Here is a 16,094-nt window from a genome sequence, read left to right as displayed (position 1 = left end):
GTTAATTACCCCCTACATTCCTAAAGACTATCCTTCCACCTGCACTCCTTTAATCCTCGAACTGCATGATTTTATTCGTCTGACTACAGTTGAACTTTCATCTAACTATAGTCAGACGAATATATTTATGCATAAACGATATTAGTTCTATGCAGGCAGAAGATTAGTTTTCAGCATACGAAAGATTAAATTATACTATCAACGGGGTGAAACGCTTGTTTATCATGTGCGAACTGCGTACTTTTGCACGCCATTTTAAAAACTTAAAACGATGAACAGCAAAACCAAAGGCTTTATCTATGGAGCGATTGCCGCCGCAAGTTATGGTATGAATCCTCTTTTTGCGCTCCCGCTCTATGCAGCAGGCATGAGTGTCGATACGGTATTATTCTACCGTTACTTTTTTGCTGTCATTGTATTAGGGATACTAATGAAGATGCAACATCAATCTTTCTCCCTTCAGAAAGCGGATATTCCGCCGTTGGTTATTATGGGATTGTTGTTCTCATTTTCTTCCTTACTCCTTTTTATGAGCTATAACTACATGGACGCAGGAATCGCATCCACGATTCTATTCGTCTATCCGGTGATGGTAGCTGTTATCATGGGAGCGTTTTTCAAAGAAAAGATTTCAGCGATTACCATATTTTCCATCCTGCTGGCACTTTCGGGCATCGCATTGCTATATCAGGGAGATGGCGGTAAGCCGTTATCAACCGTGGGAATCATCTTTGTCCTGTTGTCTTCACTCTCCTATGCTATATATATAGTAGGTGTGAACCGTTCGACACTGAAAAACCTGCCGACAACAAAACTCACATTTTATGCTATTCTGTTCGGGCTTTCGGTTTATATTGTCCGCCTGAACTTCTGCACGGAACTGCAAGCCATACCATCCGCATGGCTTTGGGCAGATGTACTGGCACTGGCTATTCTGCCTACTGCCGTATCATTGGTATGCACAGCACTGGCTATCCATTATATAGGCTCTACGCCGACAGCCATCTTAGGCGCTTTGGAACCTGTGACGGCTTTGTTTTTCGGAGTTCTTTTGTTTCACGAAAAACTCACGCCCCGGTTAATGGTAGGTATTTTAATGATTATCACCGCCGTTACCTTGATTATCATTGGCAAGTCGCTCATAAAAAAGATGAGTATGCTGTTGCAGATGAACAAAAAATAATATACTTTTGCTAATTAATCAATCGAATAGCAACTTTAATTATCGAAAAATATGGTAGACGTAAAGACTTGCCTTGACAATGCACAAGAAAAAATGGATATGGCGATCATGTATCTGGAAGAAGCACTGGCACATATCCGCGCCGGAAAAGCGAGTACCCGACTGTTGGACGGTATCCGTGTAGACTCTTACGGAAGCATGGTTCCTATCAGCAATGTAGCAGCCGTGACCACACCCGATGCACGCAGCATCGCCATCAAACCCTGGGATAAAAGCATGTTCCGTGTCATCGAAAAAGCAATTATCGACTCCGACCTCGGCATCATGCCCGAAAATAACGGTGAAATAATCCGTATCGGTATCCCGCCTTTGACGGAAGAACGTCGTAAACAACTGGCAAAACAGTGTAAAAGCGAAGGCGAAACGGCTAAAGTAAGCGTGCGTAACGCCCGCCGTGACGGTAACGACGCATTGAAAAAAGCCGTAAAAGACGGATTGGCAGAAGACGAGCAGAAGAATGCGGAAGCTAAACTGCAAAAAATCCATGATAAGTATATCAAACAAATTGATGATATGCTGGCTGAAAAAGACAAAGAAATAATGACAGTATAAGTTGAGAACTCTCCATTCATGAAGGGATTAGTAATCAAAAACACAGGTAGCTGGTATCAGGTAAAGACCGATGACGGGCAACTTATCGAATGTAAAATCAAAGGTAATTTCCGACTCAAAGGTATCCGTAGCACCAATCCGGTAGCGGTGGGCGACCGTGTTCAGATTATACTCAATCAGGAAGGCACTGCTTTCATCAACGAAATAGAAGATAGGAAGAACTACATTATCCGTCGTTCTTCCAATCTTTCTAAACAATCCCACATTCTTGCCGCCAATCTCGACCAGTGCATGTTGGTGATAACCGTCAACTATCCCGAAACTTCCACTATCTTCATCGACCGTTTTCTTGCATCGGCAGAAGCCTACCGGGTTCCTGTCAAACTGATATTCAACAAAATAGACGCTTACGATGAAGACGAACTACGCTATTTGGACGCACTCATCAATTTGTACACACATATCGGATATCCCTGTTTCAAGGTTTCCGCCAAGAATGGCGACGGGATAAATGAGATTAAAAAGGCTTTGGAAGGTAATATCACTTTATTCTCCGGTCATTCGGGAGTAGGCAAATCGACGCTTATCAACGCCCTACTACCGGGAATAGAAGCTAAAACCGGCGAAATATCCTCTTATCATAACAAGGGAATGCATACCACTACTTTCTCCGAAATGTTTCCTGTAGACGGAGACGGGTATATCATCGATACTCCAGGCATCAAAGGCTTCGGCACATTCGATATGGAAGAGGAAGAAATCGGACATTATTTCCCCGAAATATTCAAGATTTCCACCGACTGCAAATACAATAACTGTACCCATCGCCACGAACCGGGATGCGCTGTGCGCAAAGCGGTAGAAGAACACCTGATAAGCGAATCACGTTACACCTCTTATCTGAATATGCTGGAAGATAAAGAGGAAGGCAAATACCGGGCTGCTTACTAACTCTCTTCCCGCCTTCGGGAGATTAACGTTTTTTTACTACAATCTTTATTAAACCTTTCCGATTAGAAGATGTCTAATCTTCTAAAGAACGTGAATTCGATATAAGTTCGCCCGCATGGCTTCCCCTCCTTCGGAAAGGAGGGGTGTCCGAAGGACGGGGTGGTAGGTAAATATAGTAACCTGTTATTCAGCAATATATAGATCTACAAATTCACCTACCACCTCCCCCTACGGGGACTCCTCCTTCCTGAAGGAGGAGAATCGAAAAGTACAAACATCTATCGAACTGACGTTAAAGACGTAATGTAACATGCTATATACTATACTAAACCATGAATAAGAAAACTAAATGGGGCATCATTATTCTTGTCGGTGCCGGTATTATCGGTGGTGGAATCTACTCACAATTACCCAAAAAGAACAACGAACTGGCCGCTGCCGACAAAGTGATGGGCGGCAAATCCAAAAAGGGAAAGCAGATTTTAAATGTGAACGCCAAAGTCATAAAGCCACAATCCCTGACAGATGAATTTACGACTACAGGGGTACTTCTGCCTGACGAAGAAGTGGATTTGTCTTTCGAGACTTCCGGCAAGATTGTTGAAATTAATTTTGAGGAAGGAACATCGGTAAAGAAAGGTCAGTTGCTTGCCAAAGTAAACGACCGGCAGTTGCAGGCACAATTACAACGTCTTGTTTCACAATTGAAATTGGCAGAAGACCGCGTATTCCGCCAAGACGCGTTACTGAAACGCGATGCTGTCAGTAAAGAAGCCTACGAGCAAGTGAAAACAGATTTGGCTACCTTGAATGCCGACATAGAAATAATCAAAGCTAATATCGAGTTGACCGAGCTTCGTGCTCCGTTTGACGGAATTATCGGGCTTCGCCAAGTCAGTATCGGTACCTACGCCTCTCCTACTACGGTCGTAGCCAAACTGACAAAAATCGCTCCCCTCAAAGTTGAATTTTCCGTACCGGAGCGTTATGCCAAGCAGATTAAAAAAGGGACTAACTTAAACTTCAATGTTGAAGGCAATTTGGATGCGTTCGGCGCGCAAGTGTATGCTGTGGAATCGACCATCGACCCCAACCTGCACCAGTTTACCGCCCGTGCACTCTATCCGAATGTCAACCATATCCTACTCCCCGGCCGCTATGCAAGCGTATTGATAAAAAAAGACGAAATAGCCAATGCCATCGCTATCCCTACGGAAGCAATTGTGCCGGAAATGGGTAAAGACAAAGTCTACCTGTATAAATCCGGAAAGGCCGAACCGGTGGAAGTCACTACCGGCATCCGCACCGCATCCGAAGTGCAGGTGATAAGGGGATTGCACATGGGAGATACTATCATCACCTCAGGAACATTGCAGCTCCGCACCGGACTTGCCGTGAAACTCGACAACATTGATTAATACCAGCGCCCTATGAATATATCCGAATTAAGCATACGCCGACCGGTATTAGCCACCGTACTGACAATCATTATCCTACTCTTCGGATTTTTCGGATACAACTACCTGGGTGTCCGTGAATATCCGTCAGTGGATAATCCGATTATTTCCGTCAGTTGCTCCTATCCGGGAGCCAATGCCGACGTTATCGAGAACCAGATTACCGAACCGTTGGAGCAGAACATCAATGGTATTCCGGGTATCCGTTCTTTGTCCAGTGTCAGCCAACAAGGACAGAGCCGTATTACAGTAGAGTTTGAATTGTCCGTCGACCTGGAAACGGCAGCAAATGACGTGCGCGACAAAGTTTCACGTGCCCAACGCTATCTGCCGCGCGATTGTGACCCGCCTACCGTATCCAAAGCCGATGCGGACGCTATGCCTATCCTGATGGTGGCCCTTCAAAGCGACAAACGTACCTTGTTGGAATTGAGTGAAATCGCTGATTTGACAGTAAAAGAACAGTTGCAAACCATTTCCGATGTAAGTAGCGTATCCATTTGGGGAGAGAAACGCTACTCCATGCGCCTCTGGCTCGACCCTGCAAAAATGGCCGGATACGGTATCAGCCCCATCGACGTGAAAAATGCAGTGGACAGTGAGAACGTAGAACTTCCGTCCGGTAGTATCGAAGGAAATACCACCGAGCTGACAATCCGCACCTTAGGATTGATGCACACAGCAGACGAGTTCAATGATTTGATTATCAAGGAAGAGAATAACCGCATCGTGCGTTTCAGCGACATCGGACGTGCAGAATTGGGACCTGCCGACATCAAAAGTTATATGAAGATGAACGGTGTGCCGATGGTAGGTGTCGTAGTTATTCCACAGCCGGGTGCCAACCACATTGAGATTGCGGACGCCGTATATCAGCGTATGGAACAAATGAAGAAAGACTTGCCGGAAGACGTGCACTACAACTATGGTTTTGATAATACCAAGTTTATCCGCGCATCCATCAACGAAGTGAAGTCTACTGTGTATGAAGCTTTCGTACTCGTTATCATCATCATTTTCCTTTTCTTGCGCGACTGGCGTGTCACACTCGTGCCATGTATCGTGATTCCCGTATCCCTTATCGGTGCGTTCTTCGTCATGTATCTGGCAGGTTTCTCCATCAATGTACTTTCCATGCTTGCCATCGTATTGTCCGTGGGACTGGTAGTAGACGATGCCATCGTTATGACGGAGAATATCTATATCCGTATTGAGAAAGGAATGACCCCGAAAGAAGCGGGTATAGAAGGAGCCAAAGAAATCTTCTTTGCTGTTATTTCCACCACCATTACGCTGGTAGCGGTATTCTTCCCTATCGTCTTTATGGATGGTATGACGGGACGTCTGTTCCGGGAATTCAGTATCGTAATCTCCGGTTCGGTCATCATCTCTTCATTTGCCGCATTGACTTTCACGCCGATGCTGGCAACCAAGTTGCTTATCAAACGGGAAAAACAAGGCTGGTTCTACACAAAGACAGAACCGTTCTTTGAAGGAATGAACCGGCTATACAGCCGTTCACTTGCCGCTTTTCTGAATAAACGATGGATTGCGCTTCCATTCACATTCATCACCATTTGCCTGATTGGTATCTTGTGGAATGCAGTTCCTTCGGAAATGGCACCTTTGGAAGACCGTTCGCAAATCAGCATCAATACGAGAGGCGCAGAAGGCGTCACGTATGAATACATACGCGATTATACCGAAGATATCAACCAACTTGTCGACTCCATCCTTCCGGATGCGGAAGCGGTGACTGCCCGTGTATCCAGTGGTAGCGGAAACGTGCGTATCACGCTGAAGGACATGAAGGACCGCGACTACACACAGATGGAAGTTGCCGAGAAAATATCGAAAGCGGTACGGAATAAAACGATGGCGCGTTCGTTCGTGCAACAGCAATCTTCCTTCGGCGGACGTCGTGGAAGTATGCCTGTCCAGTATGTACTTCAGGCTACCAATCTGGAAAAGCTGGAAGAGGTATTGCCTAAATTCATGGCGAAAGTGTACGAAAACCCGGTCTTCCAGATGGCGGACGTTGACTTGAAGTTCAGCAAACCGGAAGCCCGCATCCAGATTAACCGCGACAAGGCGAGCATCATGGGGGTAAGTACAAAGAACATCGCCCAAACGTTGCAATACGGATTGAGCGGCCAGCGCATGGGATATTTCTATATGAACGGAAAACAGTACGAAATCCTTGGCGAAATCAACCGCCAGCAGAGAAATAAACCGGCCGATTTGAAAGCGATTTATGTCCGCAGCAACAAAGGAGACATGATTCAATTGGACAACTTGATTGAACTGGAAAGTGGTATTGCTCCGCCTAAACTATACCGCTATAATCGTTTTGTATCCGCCACTATCTCTGCGGGACTGGCGGATGGAAAAACAATCGGACAAGGGTTGGACGAAATGGATAAGATAGCCAAGGAAACATTGGATGACACTTTCCGCACTGCCCTGTCGGGCGACTCCAAGGAGTATCGCGAAAGTTCTTCCAGTTTGATGTTTGCCTTTATCCTGGCTATTCTTCTGATATACTTGATTCTGGCAGCCCAGTTCGAGAGTTTCAAAGACCCGTTGATTATCATGCTGACAGTGCCGCTGGCTATTGCCGGAGCATTAGTGTTTATGTATTTTGGAGGTATTACAATGAACATTTTCAGTCAGATTGGTATTATTATGCTTATCGGGCTGGTAGCCAAGAATGGTATCCTGATTGTGGAATTCGCCAATCAGAAACAGGAAGCCGGAGAGGACAAGATGAGCGCCATCAAGGATTCCGCCTTGCAACGTCTGCGCCCGATTCTGATGACAAGTGCTTCTACGGTTTTGGGACTTATCCCATTGGCTTTTGCCACCGGTGAAGGTGCTAATCAGCGTATTGCCATGGGTACGGCAGTAGTAGGTGGCATGGTAGTTTCTACTTTGCTCACCATGTATATCGTACCGGCTATTTACAGTTATATTTCGACGAACCGAATCAAAAAACTAAAAGAATGAAACAGAAAGATAGTTGTATGAGACACATCATATATATAGTTACTTCATGTGTATTCTTATCAGTTTCTACTGCAAAGGCGCAACAGGTGCTCACCTTAAAAGAGTGTCTGGAAGAAGGGTTACAAAACAATTACTCTCTGCGTATCGTCCATAATGAAGAGCAAATCAGCAAAAACAACGCAACGTTGGGGAACGCAGGCTATCTGCCGACGCTGGACTTTTCTGCCGGATATACCGGAAATCTGGATAATATCGAAAGCAAGGCCCGCGCTACCGGAGAAATAACAAAAAACAATGGGGTATACGACCAGACAGTCAATGTCGGCCTCAACCTTAATTGGACTATTTTCGACGGATTCAATATCAGCACGACTTACAAGCAGTTGAAAGAGTTGGAGCGGCAAGGCGAAACAAACACCCGTATAGCCATCGAGGATTTCATCGCTGACCTGACCTCAGAATACTATAATTTTATCCAGCAAAAGATTCGTCTGAAAAACTTTCATTATGCAATGTCACTCTCTAAAGAACGTTTGCGTATAGCGGAAGCGAGCCACCTTGTCGGTAAGTTCTCCGGTTTGGATTATCAACAGGCGAAAGTGGATTTCAATGCGGACAGTGCCCAATACATGAAACAACAGGAATTGCTGCACTCTTCACGTATCCAATTGAATGAATTGATGGCTAACAATAATGTTAATCAGATTATAATAATCAAAGATTCCACAATTGACGTGCACAGTGACTTGAAGTTCGAAGATTTATGGAGTTCTACGTTAGCGACAAATGCGTCTTTGTTAAAAGCTGACCAAAACACCACGTTAGCACAACTGGATTACAAAAAAATAAACTCACGCAATTATCCGTACCTTAGATTAAATACCGGATACGGATATACCTTTAACAAATATGACATCAACGCTACAAGTAGAAGAGGTAACCTGGGTTTCAATGCCGGAGTAACTATCGGATTTAATATATTCGATGGAAACCGACGCCGAGAAAAGCGCAACGCAACACTTGCATTCAAGAACCGCCGCCTGGAACGGCAGAACCTTGAACTGGCACTCCGTTCCGACCTCAGCAACCTGTGGCAAGCCTACCGCAACAATCTCCAGCTATTGAACCTGGAACGGCAGAACCTTATCACTGCTAAGGACAACCACGACATCGCCATGGATCGTTACATCCAGGGAGACCTTTCCGGCTTCGAAGTACGCGAAGCACAAAAGAGTTTATTGGATGCGGAAGAACGTATCCTCTCTGCAGAGTATAATACGAAACTTTGCGAGATTTCGTTGTTGCAGATTAGTGGAAAGATTACAAAGTATCTGGAAGAATAGAAAAGACATAAGAACAAAAGAACATAAGTTTCTAAGTTTCATATTTCAAGAATATTGATACCGTAAGACTTATGTTCTTTTGTTCTTATGTCTTCAAAAAGAAACCTTATGTTCTTTTTATCCCATAATATATTTTGCAGGTTTACCAATACGGTTCACCAAATTCACTATCAGCCAGGAGACAGCAAACGCAACTATTGCAGCAATCGGAATCTGCAAAGGAATAGGTACATTAAGAGTTCTCATCAATACCACAGACGGACCGGTAAAGAAATAATGTATCATATAGACACCGAAACCACATACAGTAAGATCTGCCAATGCTTTCCGTATTCTTTCCGAACGGACATTGACTTTTTTAGCCAGCATAAATACAGGAATGGTCATCATTACCACATTCAGAGAGCAATAAGTAAAGAAAAGCTCCAACATTTCATCTGTACAATCTGGCAAAGCGGTCATATAGCGGAAGCCTAAGAACGTCACAACATAACCTACTGCAAACATCGGAATACCGATTAACAATGTTTTCCTCCAACTCCAGTCGAGATCTTTCAGATAATGCCCTAATAATAAATATCCGTTGAATCCGGCAAATGCATACAACATTCCGAAAGAATTCCATGAACAAGAGCCCCACAAGTAAGGTGAAACGAACTGATAATAATATGGTAGAAGCAAAGTCACGCCCCAAGCCAGCAGGAACATCAGTTTAGCACGTTGCGAAGCCTTTTCCACCCATGCCGAGAATATAGGTAAATAAAGATAAAGCCCGATAAGCAGATAAATATACCACATATGCACAGCCAGAACAGAGAAGTTGAAAGGAATTGTCAGGATATACTGCACAGCCACCGAAAAAGATTGCTGCATCACTTCCTCGCCGGCATAAGGAAAGAAATCAAGAATAACCTTAGGCTCCAAGCCCAATACGCCTGTCAGCCAAGGGAAAAGATTGTAGATGACAGACCAGATTAAGAACGGATACAGGACACGGGTAATACGTTTCTTATAAAAAGTAGAAGTATCCCCTCTGACAGGTAAAAGCAATGCCCCCGTTATCATCACAAACAGAGGGACACAGGGGCGAAGAACAGCGCCATAAATGGCTCCCCATAATTTGATTTCCCCGATATTGGGAGCAGTGCCCGGATAAAAATTAAAAGGATCGCTGCAATGGCAGCAAACAACTGTAAACATCGCGATAAGGCGTACAACATCCAGCCATACGATATGCTGTTTCTTTTGATGAATAAGTTCGATTGTCGATGGTTTCATAATAGTTAGTAGTAAGCAGAAAGGAGAAGTTAGTAAAAAAGGGATACCCATACGGAAAGTTGACAGGTATCCCTTAAATAAATAGTTTTATATAAATGAATTTATTGTCTGTTTATTTAGTGCAATTCCATGGCTTCAACTGTTTGAAGAAGTCGTTGCCCTTATCATCTACCAGGATGAATGCCGGGAAGTCTTCCACTTCAATCTTCCAGATAGCTTCCATACCCAATTCAGGATATTCCACGCACTCGATGCTCTTGATATTATTCTGAGCAAGGATAGCTGCCGGACCGCCGATAGAACCCAAATAAAAACCACCATACTTCTTACAAGCATCCGTTACCTGCTGGCTACGATTGCCTTTTGCCAACATAATCATGCTGCCGCCATGGCTTTGGAACAGTTCTACATATGAGTCCATACGACCTGCCGTAGTCGGCCCCATAGAACCACAAGCCATACCTTCCGGTGTTTTAGCCGGACCTGCATAATAAATAGGATGATCTTTGATATATTGAGGCAGTTCTTCGCCACGGTCCAAACGTTCTTTCAGTTTAGCGTGAGCTATGTCACGACCTACGATAATCGTTCCGTTCAATGACAGGCGGGTCGATACCGGATATTTAGTCAGTTCTTTCAGGATTTCAGCCATCGGACGGTTCAGGTCGATTTTCACAACATCACCTTCGCCTGCCTGACGCAGTTCTGCCGGAATCAGTTCGCCCGGATTCGAATCCAGTTTCTCAATCCAGATACCTTCCTTGTTGATTTTACATTTGATGTTACGGTCGGCAGAGCAGGATACGCCCAGACCTACCGGACAAGAAGCGCCATGACGAGGCAAACGGATGATACGTACATCGTGAGCCAGATATTTACCGCCGAATTGCGCGCCAAGACCAATCTTGTGAGCTTCTGCCAATACTTCTTTTTCCAATTCTACATCACGGAATGCACGACCATATTCGTTTCCTGTTGTAGGCAGGTTATCATAGAAGTGAGTGGAAGCCAGTTTCACTGTCAACAGGTTCTTTTCAGCAGAAGTACCACCGATAACGAAAGCGATATGATAAGGAGGACAAGCGGCTGTTCCCAAAGTTTTCATTTTCTCAACCAGGAACGGAACCAATGTACCTGGATTCAGGATAGCCTTTGTCTCCTGATAAAGATAAGTCTTGTTGGCAGAACCACCGCCTTTTGTTACGCAAAGGAATTCGTACTCCATGCCTTCGGTAGCTTCGATGTCAATCTGTGCGGGAAGGTTGCATTTTGTGTTAACCTCATCATACATATTCAGAGGTGCATTCTGAGAGTAACGCAAGTTCTCTTCAGTATATGTCTTGTAGACACCCAGTGAAAGAGCTTCTTCATCCGAATAGCCGGTCCATACCTGCTGTCCTTTTTCACCGTGGATGATGGCAGTACCTGTGTCCTGGCAGAAAGGAAGTATCCCTTTTGAAGCAACTTCCGCATTGCGCAGGAAAGTCAATGCCACATATTTATCATTTTCACTTGCTTCAGGATCACTCAGAATCTTAGCAACTTGTTCGTTGTGCGAACGGCGAAGCATGAATGATACATCACGAAAAGCTGCGTTAGCCATCGCAGTCAAACCTTCTTTCTCAATTTTCAGGATAGGATTTCCTTCAAACTCGCTTACTGACACATAGTCTTTTGTAAGCAGATAATACTCAGTCGTATCTTTCCCCTTTTCAAACATGGGCTGATACTTAAACGGAGGTGTTGCCATAAGTTTCTTATTTTATTACGTAATGTTAGTTAGTGTGGCAAAGGTAATGATAAATTAAGAATTGAGAATTAAAAATTGAGAAATAAAACATTGTAGCACATAAAAACAAGTAGGCTAATAAATGAAATTCCCATTTATTGCCTACTTGTTTTTTTATACGTTACAGTTATTGTCGTCTGCCGTTATTCAATCTTTTCAATACGTTTAATCAGTTCATTTCCAAGCTCTGTTTTCTCTTCAATATGTTTCAACACAGCCGTCACAAACGTATTGCTTTCGAAATCACCGCGCACTTGTTCAAAGTCCTGTTTCATTTCGTCGTGAGAACCGTCGGCACCGAATCCGGTCATGGAAGACAGGGAGAATTCTTTCTTAGCATCTTCATACACCATCTTATCCAGTCCTACAACAGCTTCCTGCCAGGATTTTACGATACGAATCACATCTTGCGCTGTAATAGTCTCCGGATTCAAGCCATAAAATTCCTGAATCTTATTGTAAGCCCACGTCCATTCATATGTGTAATAATTCTCGTGCATTTCTGCGAAGCAGGCATTGATTGATTTCAATCGGTTGATAGTACCGTTCTCAATGCCATCCAGCAGACGGTCTATCTCGCTCTTTGGAGCAATCAGCCCGGACACGTCCACCCATTCGCCGGTTCCGATTTCCGTATCCGGCTTCAGACGCTGGCGGATTTCTTCATTGCTCTGGAAGTTGATGCCTTCCAACCGCTTAATGATTGAGTTGCCCAAGAATTTATGAATAGCTATTTCATAAAAGCGGATACCGTTATTCAAAGAAGAGTTTTTGATTTTGGCGCTTTGGTAAGAATAGATTTCGGATGTCACACCGGATACCCGTCTCAATTCTTTCAGAATAGAACGTCCCTTGAACATCTTCTGTATGGTATAGGGACTCAAAAGGTTGTAATTGATATAGTCCAACCGGTTCGGGTCTTGCCGTTTGTCACGCTTCGGCCATTTCTGGGCGTCACGGATTGTACCCACGCTTCGCAGATTAACTCCCGGAACCAGATAAGTCGTATTCCGCTGCTCTATCAAGTAAGAAAAAGGGAGATTGGAGGTATCGGCATGATTGACATGGCGTCCCATCACGAGAGAAAAAGCCCCGACACGCGCCGGCCACAGGATATACGAATCGGAAGTGGTTTTCGCTCCCCTCTCCATCGTTCCCTGGTGAATCGGCCCCAGCTTATACATATGGTTGCTTTGATTAGACCCTGAGCCTGCATTCATAAATGAGAACATTCCGGCAATCAGCAAAGTAGACTTATGATGTGTCACTGTGAAAGGACCCGCGAAAATGGCACATGCTTCTCCGTTCTCTCCCTGGCAGTTACTAAAGAACAAGGAATCGGAAGCGGAGTAGTTGTGTCCCAATTTACAGGACTGTCCGACGAAGCAACGGCTTAACATCGTGCCGTCATCTACCTGCGAACCGGACGAGATAATAAAATCATCACAAATCACCCCATGCCCGATATGCACAGGGGCAGTCACGTTACTGTTGACACTACCATTGGTCAGACGGCAAGTTCCACAGATATGGGAATAATCGCCAATCCGCACATTCCGGATAGAACCCGTATTGAGAATCATGACGTGATTACCAATACTGCCAACGGCAGATGCATGTTTGTTGGAATAATAATCCGCAATGGATTTCATGCGGTTAATCAGTTCGGGACGGTGACGGTACAGCGCAAGTATATACGCCTGGTGCGCAGACAACTTGTCATTTATCAAAACCTCACGTCCTCCGGTTTCATTGAGTACTGCCACTTCCACCCCATTGCCGAAAGTAGTCAACCCATCCACCAGGATGATATCTACATTTTCGATAAAGGTATCACTGCCAATCTCATAATTTGCAATGTAATTCTGGATATTCTCAATGCAGCAGTTATCCCCTACCGTCACATTGTGCAGCGTCACATGGCGCAATCCCGAGTGTTTCTTAATGCCTCCCCGCAGTGTGAATTCGGCTTCAAATACCCCTAGCTTCACTTCTCCCGAAAAACGGGTGTGATGGACATACTCACAATTAAATCCATCGGCTACCAGAACATTTCCCCAATCATCAGCCAGACACGACTGGCTCTTCAACTGAAGCACCTCATCTTCAGTTAATCTACGATAGTCTTTCATATAAATAAATATAGTAATGTGCTGCTTCCCCCAATCAGCAAAGCAGCACATTGATTAATTATTCTACTTCTTCTTCGTAGGTCTGATAAAGAAAATCGTTATAGGGATATTTCTGAACATGCAATTCTTTCACTCGTTGATAAACTACATCTTTCAGTTCGTCCATATTGATTCGTTCGCGGGCGGAAATAAAGAGGCAGTTGTCCTCCATCTTTGCCATCCACGTCTTCATCAGTTCTTCGAGTGTTAAGTTTTCCTTAGTTCGGGGGGTAAGGTCGTCCGGCGCTTTCTCCACGTAGGTATAGGCGTCTATTTTATTAAATACAAGTATCACAGGTTTACCACCGCCGCCAATTTCGGCAAGTGTCTTGTTCACCACCTCAATCTGTTCTTCAAATCCGGGGTGGGAAATATCTACTACATGCACCAGCAAATCCGCTTCGCGCACTTCATCCAAGGTCGATTTAAAGGAATCAACCAAATCGGTAGGCAACTTACGAATAAATCCTACCGTATCCGACAACAGGAACGGAAGATTTTCAATAATCACCTTACGTACGGTAGTATCCAACGTAGCGAACAGTTTGTTTTCCGCAAAGACTTCGCTCTTTGCCAGAAGATTCATCATTGTCGATTTACCGACATTGGTGTAACCGACCAGTGCGACACGTATCATGCGTCCGCGGTTCTTGCGTTGGGTAGCTTTTTGTTTATCAATTTCCGCCAGGCGTTCTTTCAGCAACGACATACGGTTCAGGATGATACGGCGGTCCATTTCGAGTTGTGTTTCACCCGGGCCACGAAGTCCTACGGAACCTTTACCGCCACCGGCACCGGAACCACCACCCTGGCGTTCCAAGTGAGTCCAGAGTCGTTGCAAGCGCGGCAACATATATTTATACTGTGCCAATTCCACCTGCGTCTTTGCATTGGCAGTCTGGGCACGCATGGCAAATATATCGAGAATCAGCGAAGTACGGTCCAGTATCTTCACTTTCAGTTCGGCTTCAATATTACGAATCTGCTTCGCGGAAAGTTCATCGTCAAAAATGACCATTCCCACTTCACGTTCTTCTTCCTCTTCGCCCTTAATATATTCTTTTATCTCTTCCAGTTTACCCTTGCCTACATAGGTCACAGAGTTTGCCTGATCCAGCTTTTGAGTAAATCGTCTGACAACTTCCGCTCCGGCTGTCTCAGCCAAGAATGCCAGTTCATCGAGGTATTCATTAGTCTTGCGCTCATCTTGATTTTTCGTGATGAGTCCTACCAATACCGCCGTTTCTGCCTGGGCTTCGGAGATTACAAATTCTTTCATAGCCATAGTTTCTACACCTTATTATATATATATTATGTATCGTTGGTTCGTGGCAACAAATATAGATAATTTTAATGGAAGCTACTAAAAAGAAAGATAAAATAAAAACAGACGGAATAGAAAATGGCATGTAAAAATGAAGCCGAACTTCATTTTACATGCCATTTCAAATTACATGTTATCTAATTGCCTAAATAATCAGAATCCTTCTGGCATCTCCAGTGTTTCCGTAAAGTCTTGATAAAGCACTCCCCATCCGCCATTAAATTGCACAACTCCCTGCATTGGGAAAGACAGCACGTTTCCTTGACGCTCCATACCTGCCGCAGCAAAGTACAACATGCCATAATTCGTCTTGTCATAACCAGTAGGCTGAGGATCCCAAGCTATCAATTCTTGCTTGTCATCACTTAACGAGAAGACAAACGGATATCCTTCCCCTATACAGTCTGGTAACCTGTAGATATTTCCTTCTATTGCCTTTTCAATAGGCTGCGGCCATGAATCACCAAATAATTCAGAAGTATAAGTTCCGGTGCCGATACTTTCCCAAGTCAACTTCCTTTGAGCTAAAACTTTTATTTTCCCTAATTGTGAAGGGGATAATTGATCTTCATTATCTATAGTCAATACAATTTCGTATTTCTCGGTGGCACCCAAATTATTTATCTCGCCAAATCCAAGTTCTACATATCCAACAGCTTCACCTTTAGCAAAAGTAACGGCTGAGTTATTTAAAGAGAAAATGCCTTCGGCTATTGTGGCTTCATCCATACTAATATTTGCGGTACTTTCCGTACTGGTGTTCCCCCGATATACAGGGACTCTAATAATGCCATTGTCTGCCGCCGTTATTTCCACATTCATCTGAGTGGAAGCAAAGGCAAGTTCTTCCCCGTTTATGTCATATATTGTACCTTCCGCATCCGTACTGCAAGAGGTCAAGGCTGCCAGGCAAAGGGTTATGGCCGCACAAATGTTGATTAAATATATTTTCATATTTGCTTTCATTAAATAAATTACTA

11 protein-coding genes are annotated in these 16,094 nt (G+C 44.2%); 6 read left to right on the top strand and 5 right to left on the bottom strand.

The features are described from left to right. Positions 1-271 precede the first annotated feature (271 nt). The 6 genes from CLIN57ABFB40_RS00445 to CLIN57ABFB40_RS00420 all read left to right on the top strand — a co-directional run bounded on the left by CLIN57ABFB40_RS00445 (position 272) and on the right by CLIN57ABFB40_RS00420 (position 8,552). Positions 272-1,183 carry an EamA family transporter gene (locus tag CLIN57ABFB40_RS00445; protein WP_175628425.1) on the top strand — a complete coding sequence of 304 codons (912 nt, stop codon included), beginning with the start codon at positions 272-274 and terminating at the stop codon, positions 1,181-1,183. A 51-nt stretch (positions 1,184-1,234) separates the two neighbouring features. Then, positions 1,235-1,795 (top strand): ribosome recycling factor, encoded by a 561-nt coding sequence (gene frr / locus CLIN57ABFB40_RS00440; protein WP_024986921.1) that lies wholly within the window; start codon positions 1,235-1,237, stop codon positions 1,793-1,795. 18 nt (positions 1,796-1,813) lie between these two features. Continuing rightward, complete coding sequence (gene rsgA, locus CLIN57ABFB40_RS00435; protein ID WP_175628424.1) at positions 1,814-2,746, top strand: ribosome small subunit-dependent GTPase A; 933 nt, start codon at positions 1,814-1,816, stop codon at positions 2,744-2,746. A gap of 332 nt (positions 2,747-3,078) precedes the next feature. Beyond that, the gene (locus tag CLIN57ABFB40_RS00430; protein WP_120469746.1) at positions 3,079-4,164 is read left to right on the top strand and encodes an efflux RND transporter periplasmic adaptor subunit; all 1,086 of its coding nucleotides are present in this window, start codon (positions 3,079-3,081) and stop codon (positions 4,162-4,164) included. Between the two features lie 12 nt (positions 4,165-4,176). Then, positions 4,177-7,209, top strand: coding sequence for an efflux RND transporter permease subunit (locus tag CLIN57ABFB40_RS00425; RefSeq protein ID WP_175628423.1), 3,033 nt, complete (start codon positions 4,177-4,179; stop codon positions 7,207-7,209). Continuing rightward, a complete protein-coding gene (locus tag CLIN57ABFB40_RS00420) occupies positions 7,206-8,552 on the top strand; it encodes a TolC family protein (RefSeq protein WP_175628422.1) in 1,347 nt (448 codons plus the stop codon). Before CLIN57ABFB40_RS00425 ends, CLIN57ABFB40_RS00420 begins: the two co-directional genes overlap by 4 nt. A 117-nt stretch (positions 8,553-8,669) precedes the next feature. Here CLIN57ABFB40_RS00420 and CLIN57ABFB40_RS00415 read toward each other — a convergent pair whose 3' ends face one another. From CLIN57ABFB40_RS00415 to CLIN57ABFB40_RS00395, 5 genes are all read right to left on the bottom strand, one after another. Further along, positions 8,670-9,830: an acyltransferase gene (locus CLIN57ABFB40_RS00415; protein ID WP_175628421.1), complete on the bottom strand. Its 1,161-nt coding sequence runs from the start codon at positions 9,828-9,830 to the stop codon at positions 8,670-8,672. A gap of 112 nt (positions 9,831-9,942) precedes the next feature. Continuing rightward, positions 9,943-11,580, bottom strand: coding sequence for a fumarate hydratase (locus CLIN57ABFB40_RS00410; RefSeq protein ID WP_175628420.1), 1,638 nt, complete (start codon positions 11,578-11,580; stop codon positions 9,943-9,945). A 182-nt stretch (positions 11,581-11,762) separates the two neighbouring features. Beyond that, positions 11,763-13,751, bottom strand: a complete 1,989-nt coding sequence (locus CLIN57ABFB40_RS00405; protein ID WP_175628419.1) for a DUF4954 family protein — start codon at positions 13,749-13,751, stop codon at positions 11,763-11,765. A 58-nt stretch (positions 13,752-13,809) separates the two neighbouring features. Beyond that, a complete protein-coding gene (gene hflX / locus CLIN57ABFB40_RS00400; protein WP_175628418.1) occupies positions 13,810-15,069 on the bottom strand; it encodes a GTPase HflX in 1,260 nt (419 codons plus the stop codon). Positions 15,070-15,267: 198 nt separating this feature from the next. Further along, the gene (locus CLIN57ABFB40_RS00395) at positions 15,268-16,068 is read right to left on the bottom strand and encodes a hypothetical protein (protein ID WP_254871668.1); all 801 of its coding nucleotides are present in this window, start codon (positions 16,066-16,068) and stop codon (positions 15,268-15,270) included. Positions 16,069-16,094 lie beyond the last annotated feature (26 nt).

The sequence above is a fragment of the Bacteroides acidifaciens genome (genome assembly GCF_903181435.1).
In the GTDB taxonomy this organism is placed as follows: domain Bacteria; phylum Bacteroidota; class Bacteroidia; order Bacteroidales; family Bacteroidaceae; genus Bacteroides.
This window is presented reverse-complemented; position numbering and strand designations above follow the sequence as displayed.

Excerpts from the sequence above, each read along its gene's own strand:
- CLIN57ABFB40_RS00445 (WP_175628425.1), top strand. The coding sequence starts at position 272 with ATGAACAGCAAAACCAAAGGCTTTATCTATGGAGCGATTGCCGCCGCA.
- frr (WP_024986921.1), top strand. The coding sequence starts at position 1,235 with ATGGTAGACGTAAAGACTTGCCTTGACAATGCACAAGAAAAAATGGAT.
- rsgA (WP_175628424.1), top strand. The coding sequence starts at position 1,814 with ATGAAGGGATTAGTAATCAAAAACACAGGTAGCTGGTATCAGGTAAAG.
- CLIN57ABFB40_RS00430 (WP_120469746.1), top strand. The coding sequence starts at position 3,079 with ATGAATAAGAAAACTAAATGGGGCATCATTATTCTTGTCGGTGCCGGT.
- CLIN57ABFB40_RS00425 (WP_175628423.1), top strand. The coding sequence starts at position 4,177 with ATGAATATATCCGAATTAAGCATACGCCGACCGGTATTAGCCACCGTA.
- CLIN57ABFB40_RS00420 (WP_175628422.1), top strand. The coding sequence starts at position 7,206 with ATGAAACAGAAAGATAGTTGTATGAGACACATCATATATATAGTTACT.
- CLIN57ABFB40_RS00415 (WP_175628421.1), bottom strand. The coding sequence starts at position 9,830 with ATGAAACCATCGACAATCGAACTTATTCATCAAAAGAAACAGCATATC.
- CLIN57ABFB40_RS00410 (WP_175628420.1), bottom strand. The coding sequence starts at position 11,580 with ATGGCAACACCTCCGTTTAAGTATCAGCCCATGTTTGAAAAGGGGAAA.
- CLIN57ABFB40_RS00405 (WP_175628419.1), bottom strand. The coding sequence starts at position 13,751 with ATGAAAGACTATCGTAGATTAACTGAAGATGAGGTGCTTCAGTTGAAG.
- hflX (WP_175628418.1), bottom strand. The coding sequence starts at position 15,069 with ATGAAAGAATTTGTAATCTCCGAAGCCCAGGCAGAAACGGCGGTATTG.
- CLIN57ABFB40_RS00395 (WP_254871668.1), bottom strand. The coding sequence starts at position 16,068 with ATGAAAATATATTTAATCAACATTTGTGCGGCCATAACCCTTTGCCTG.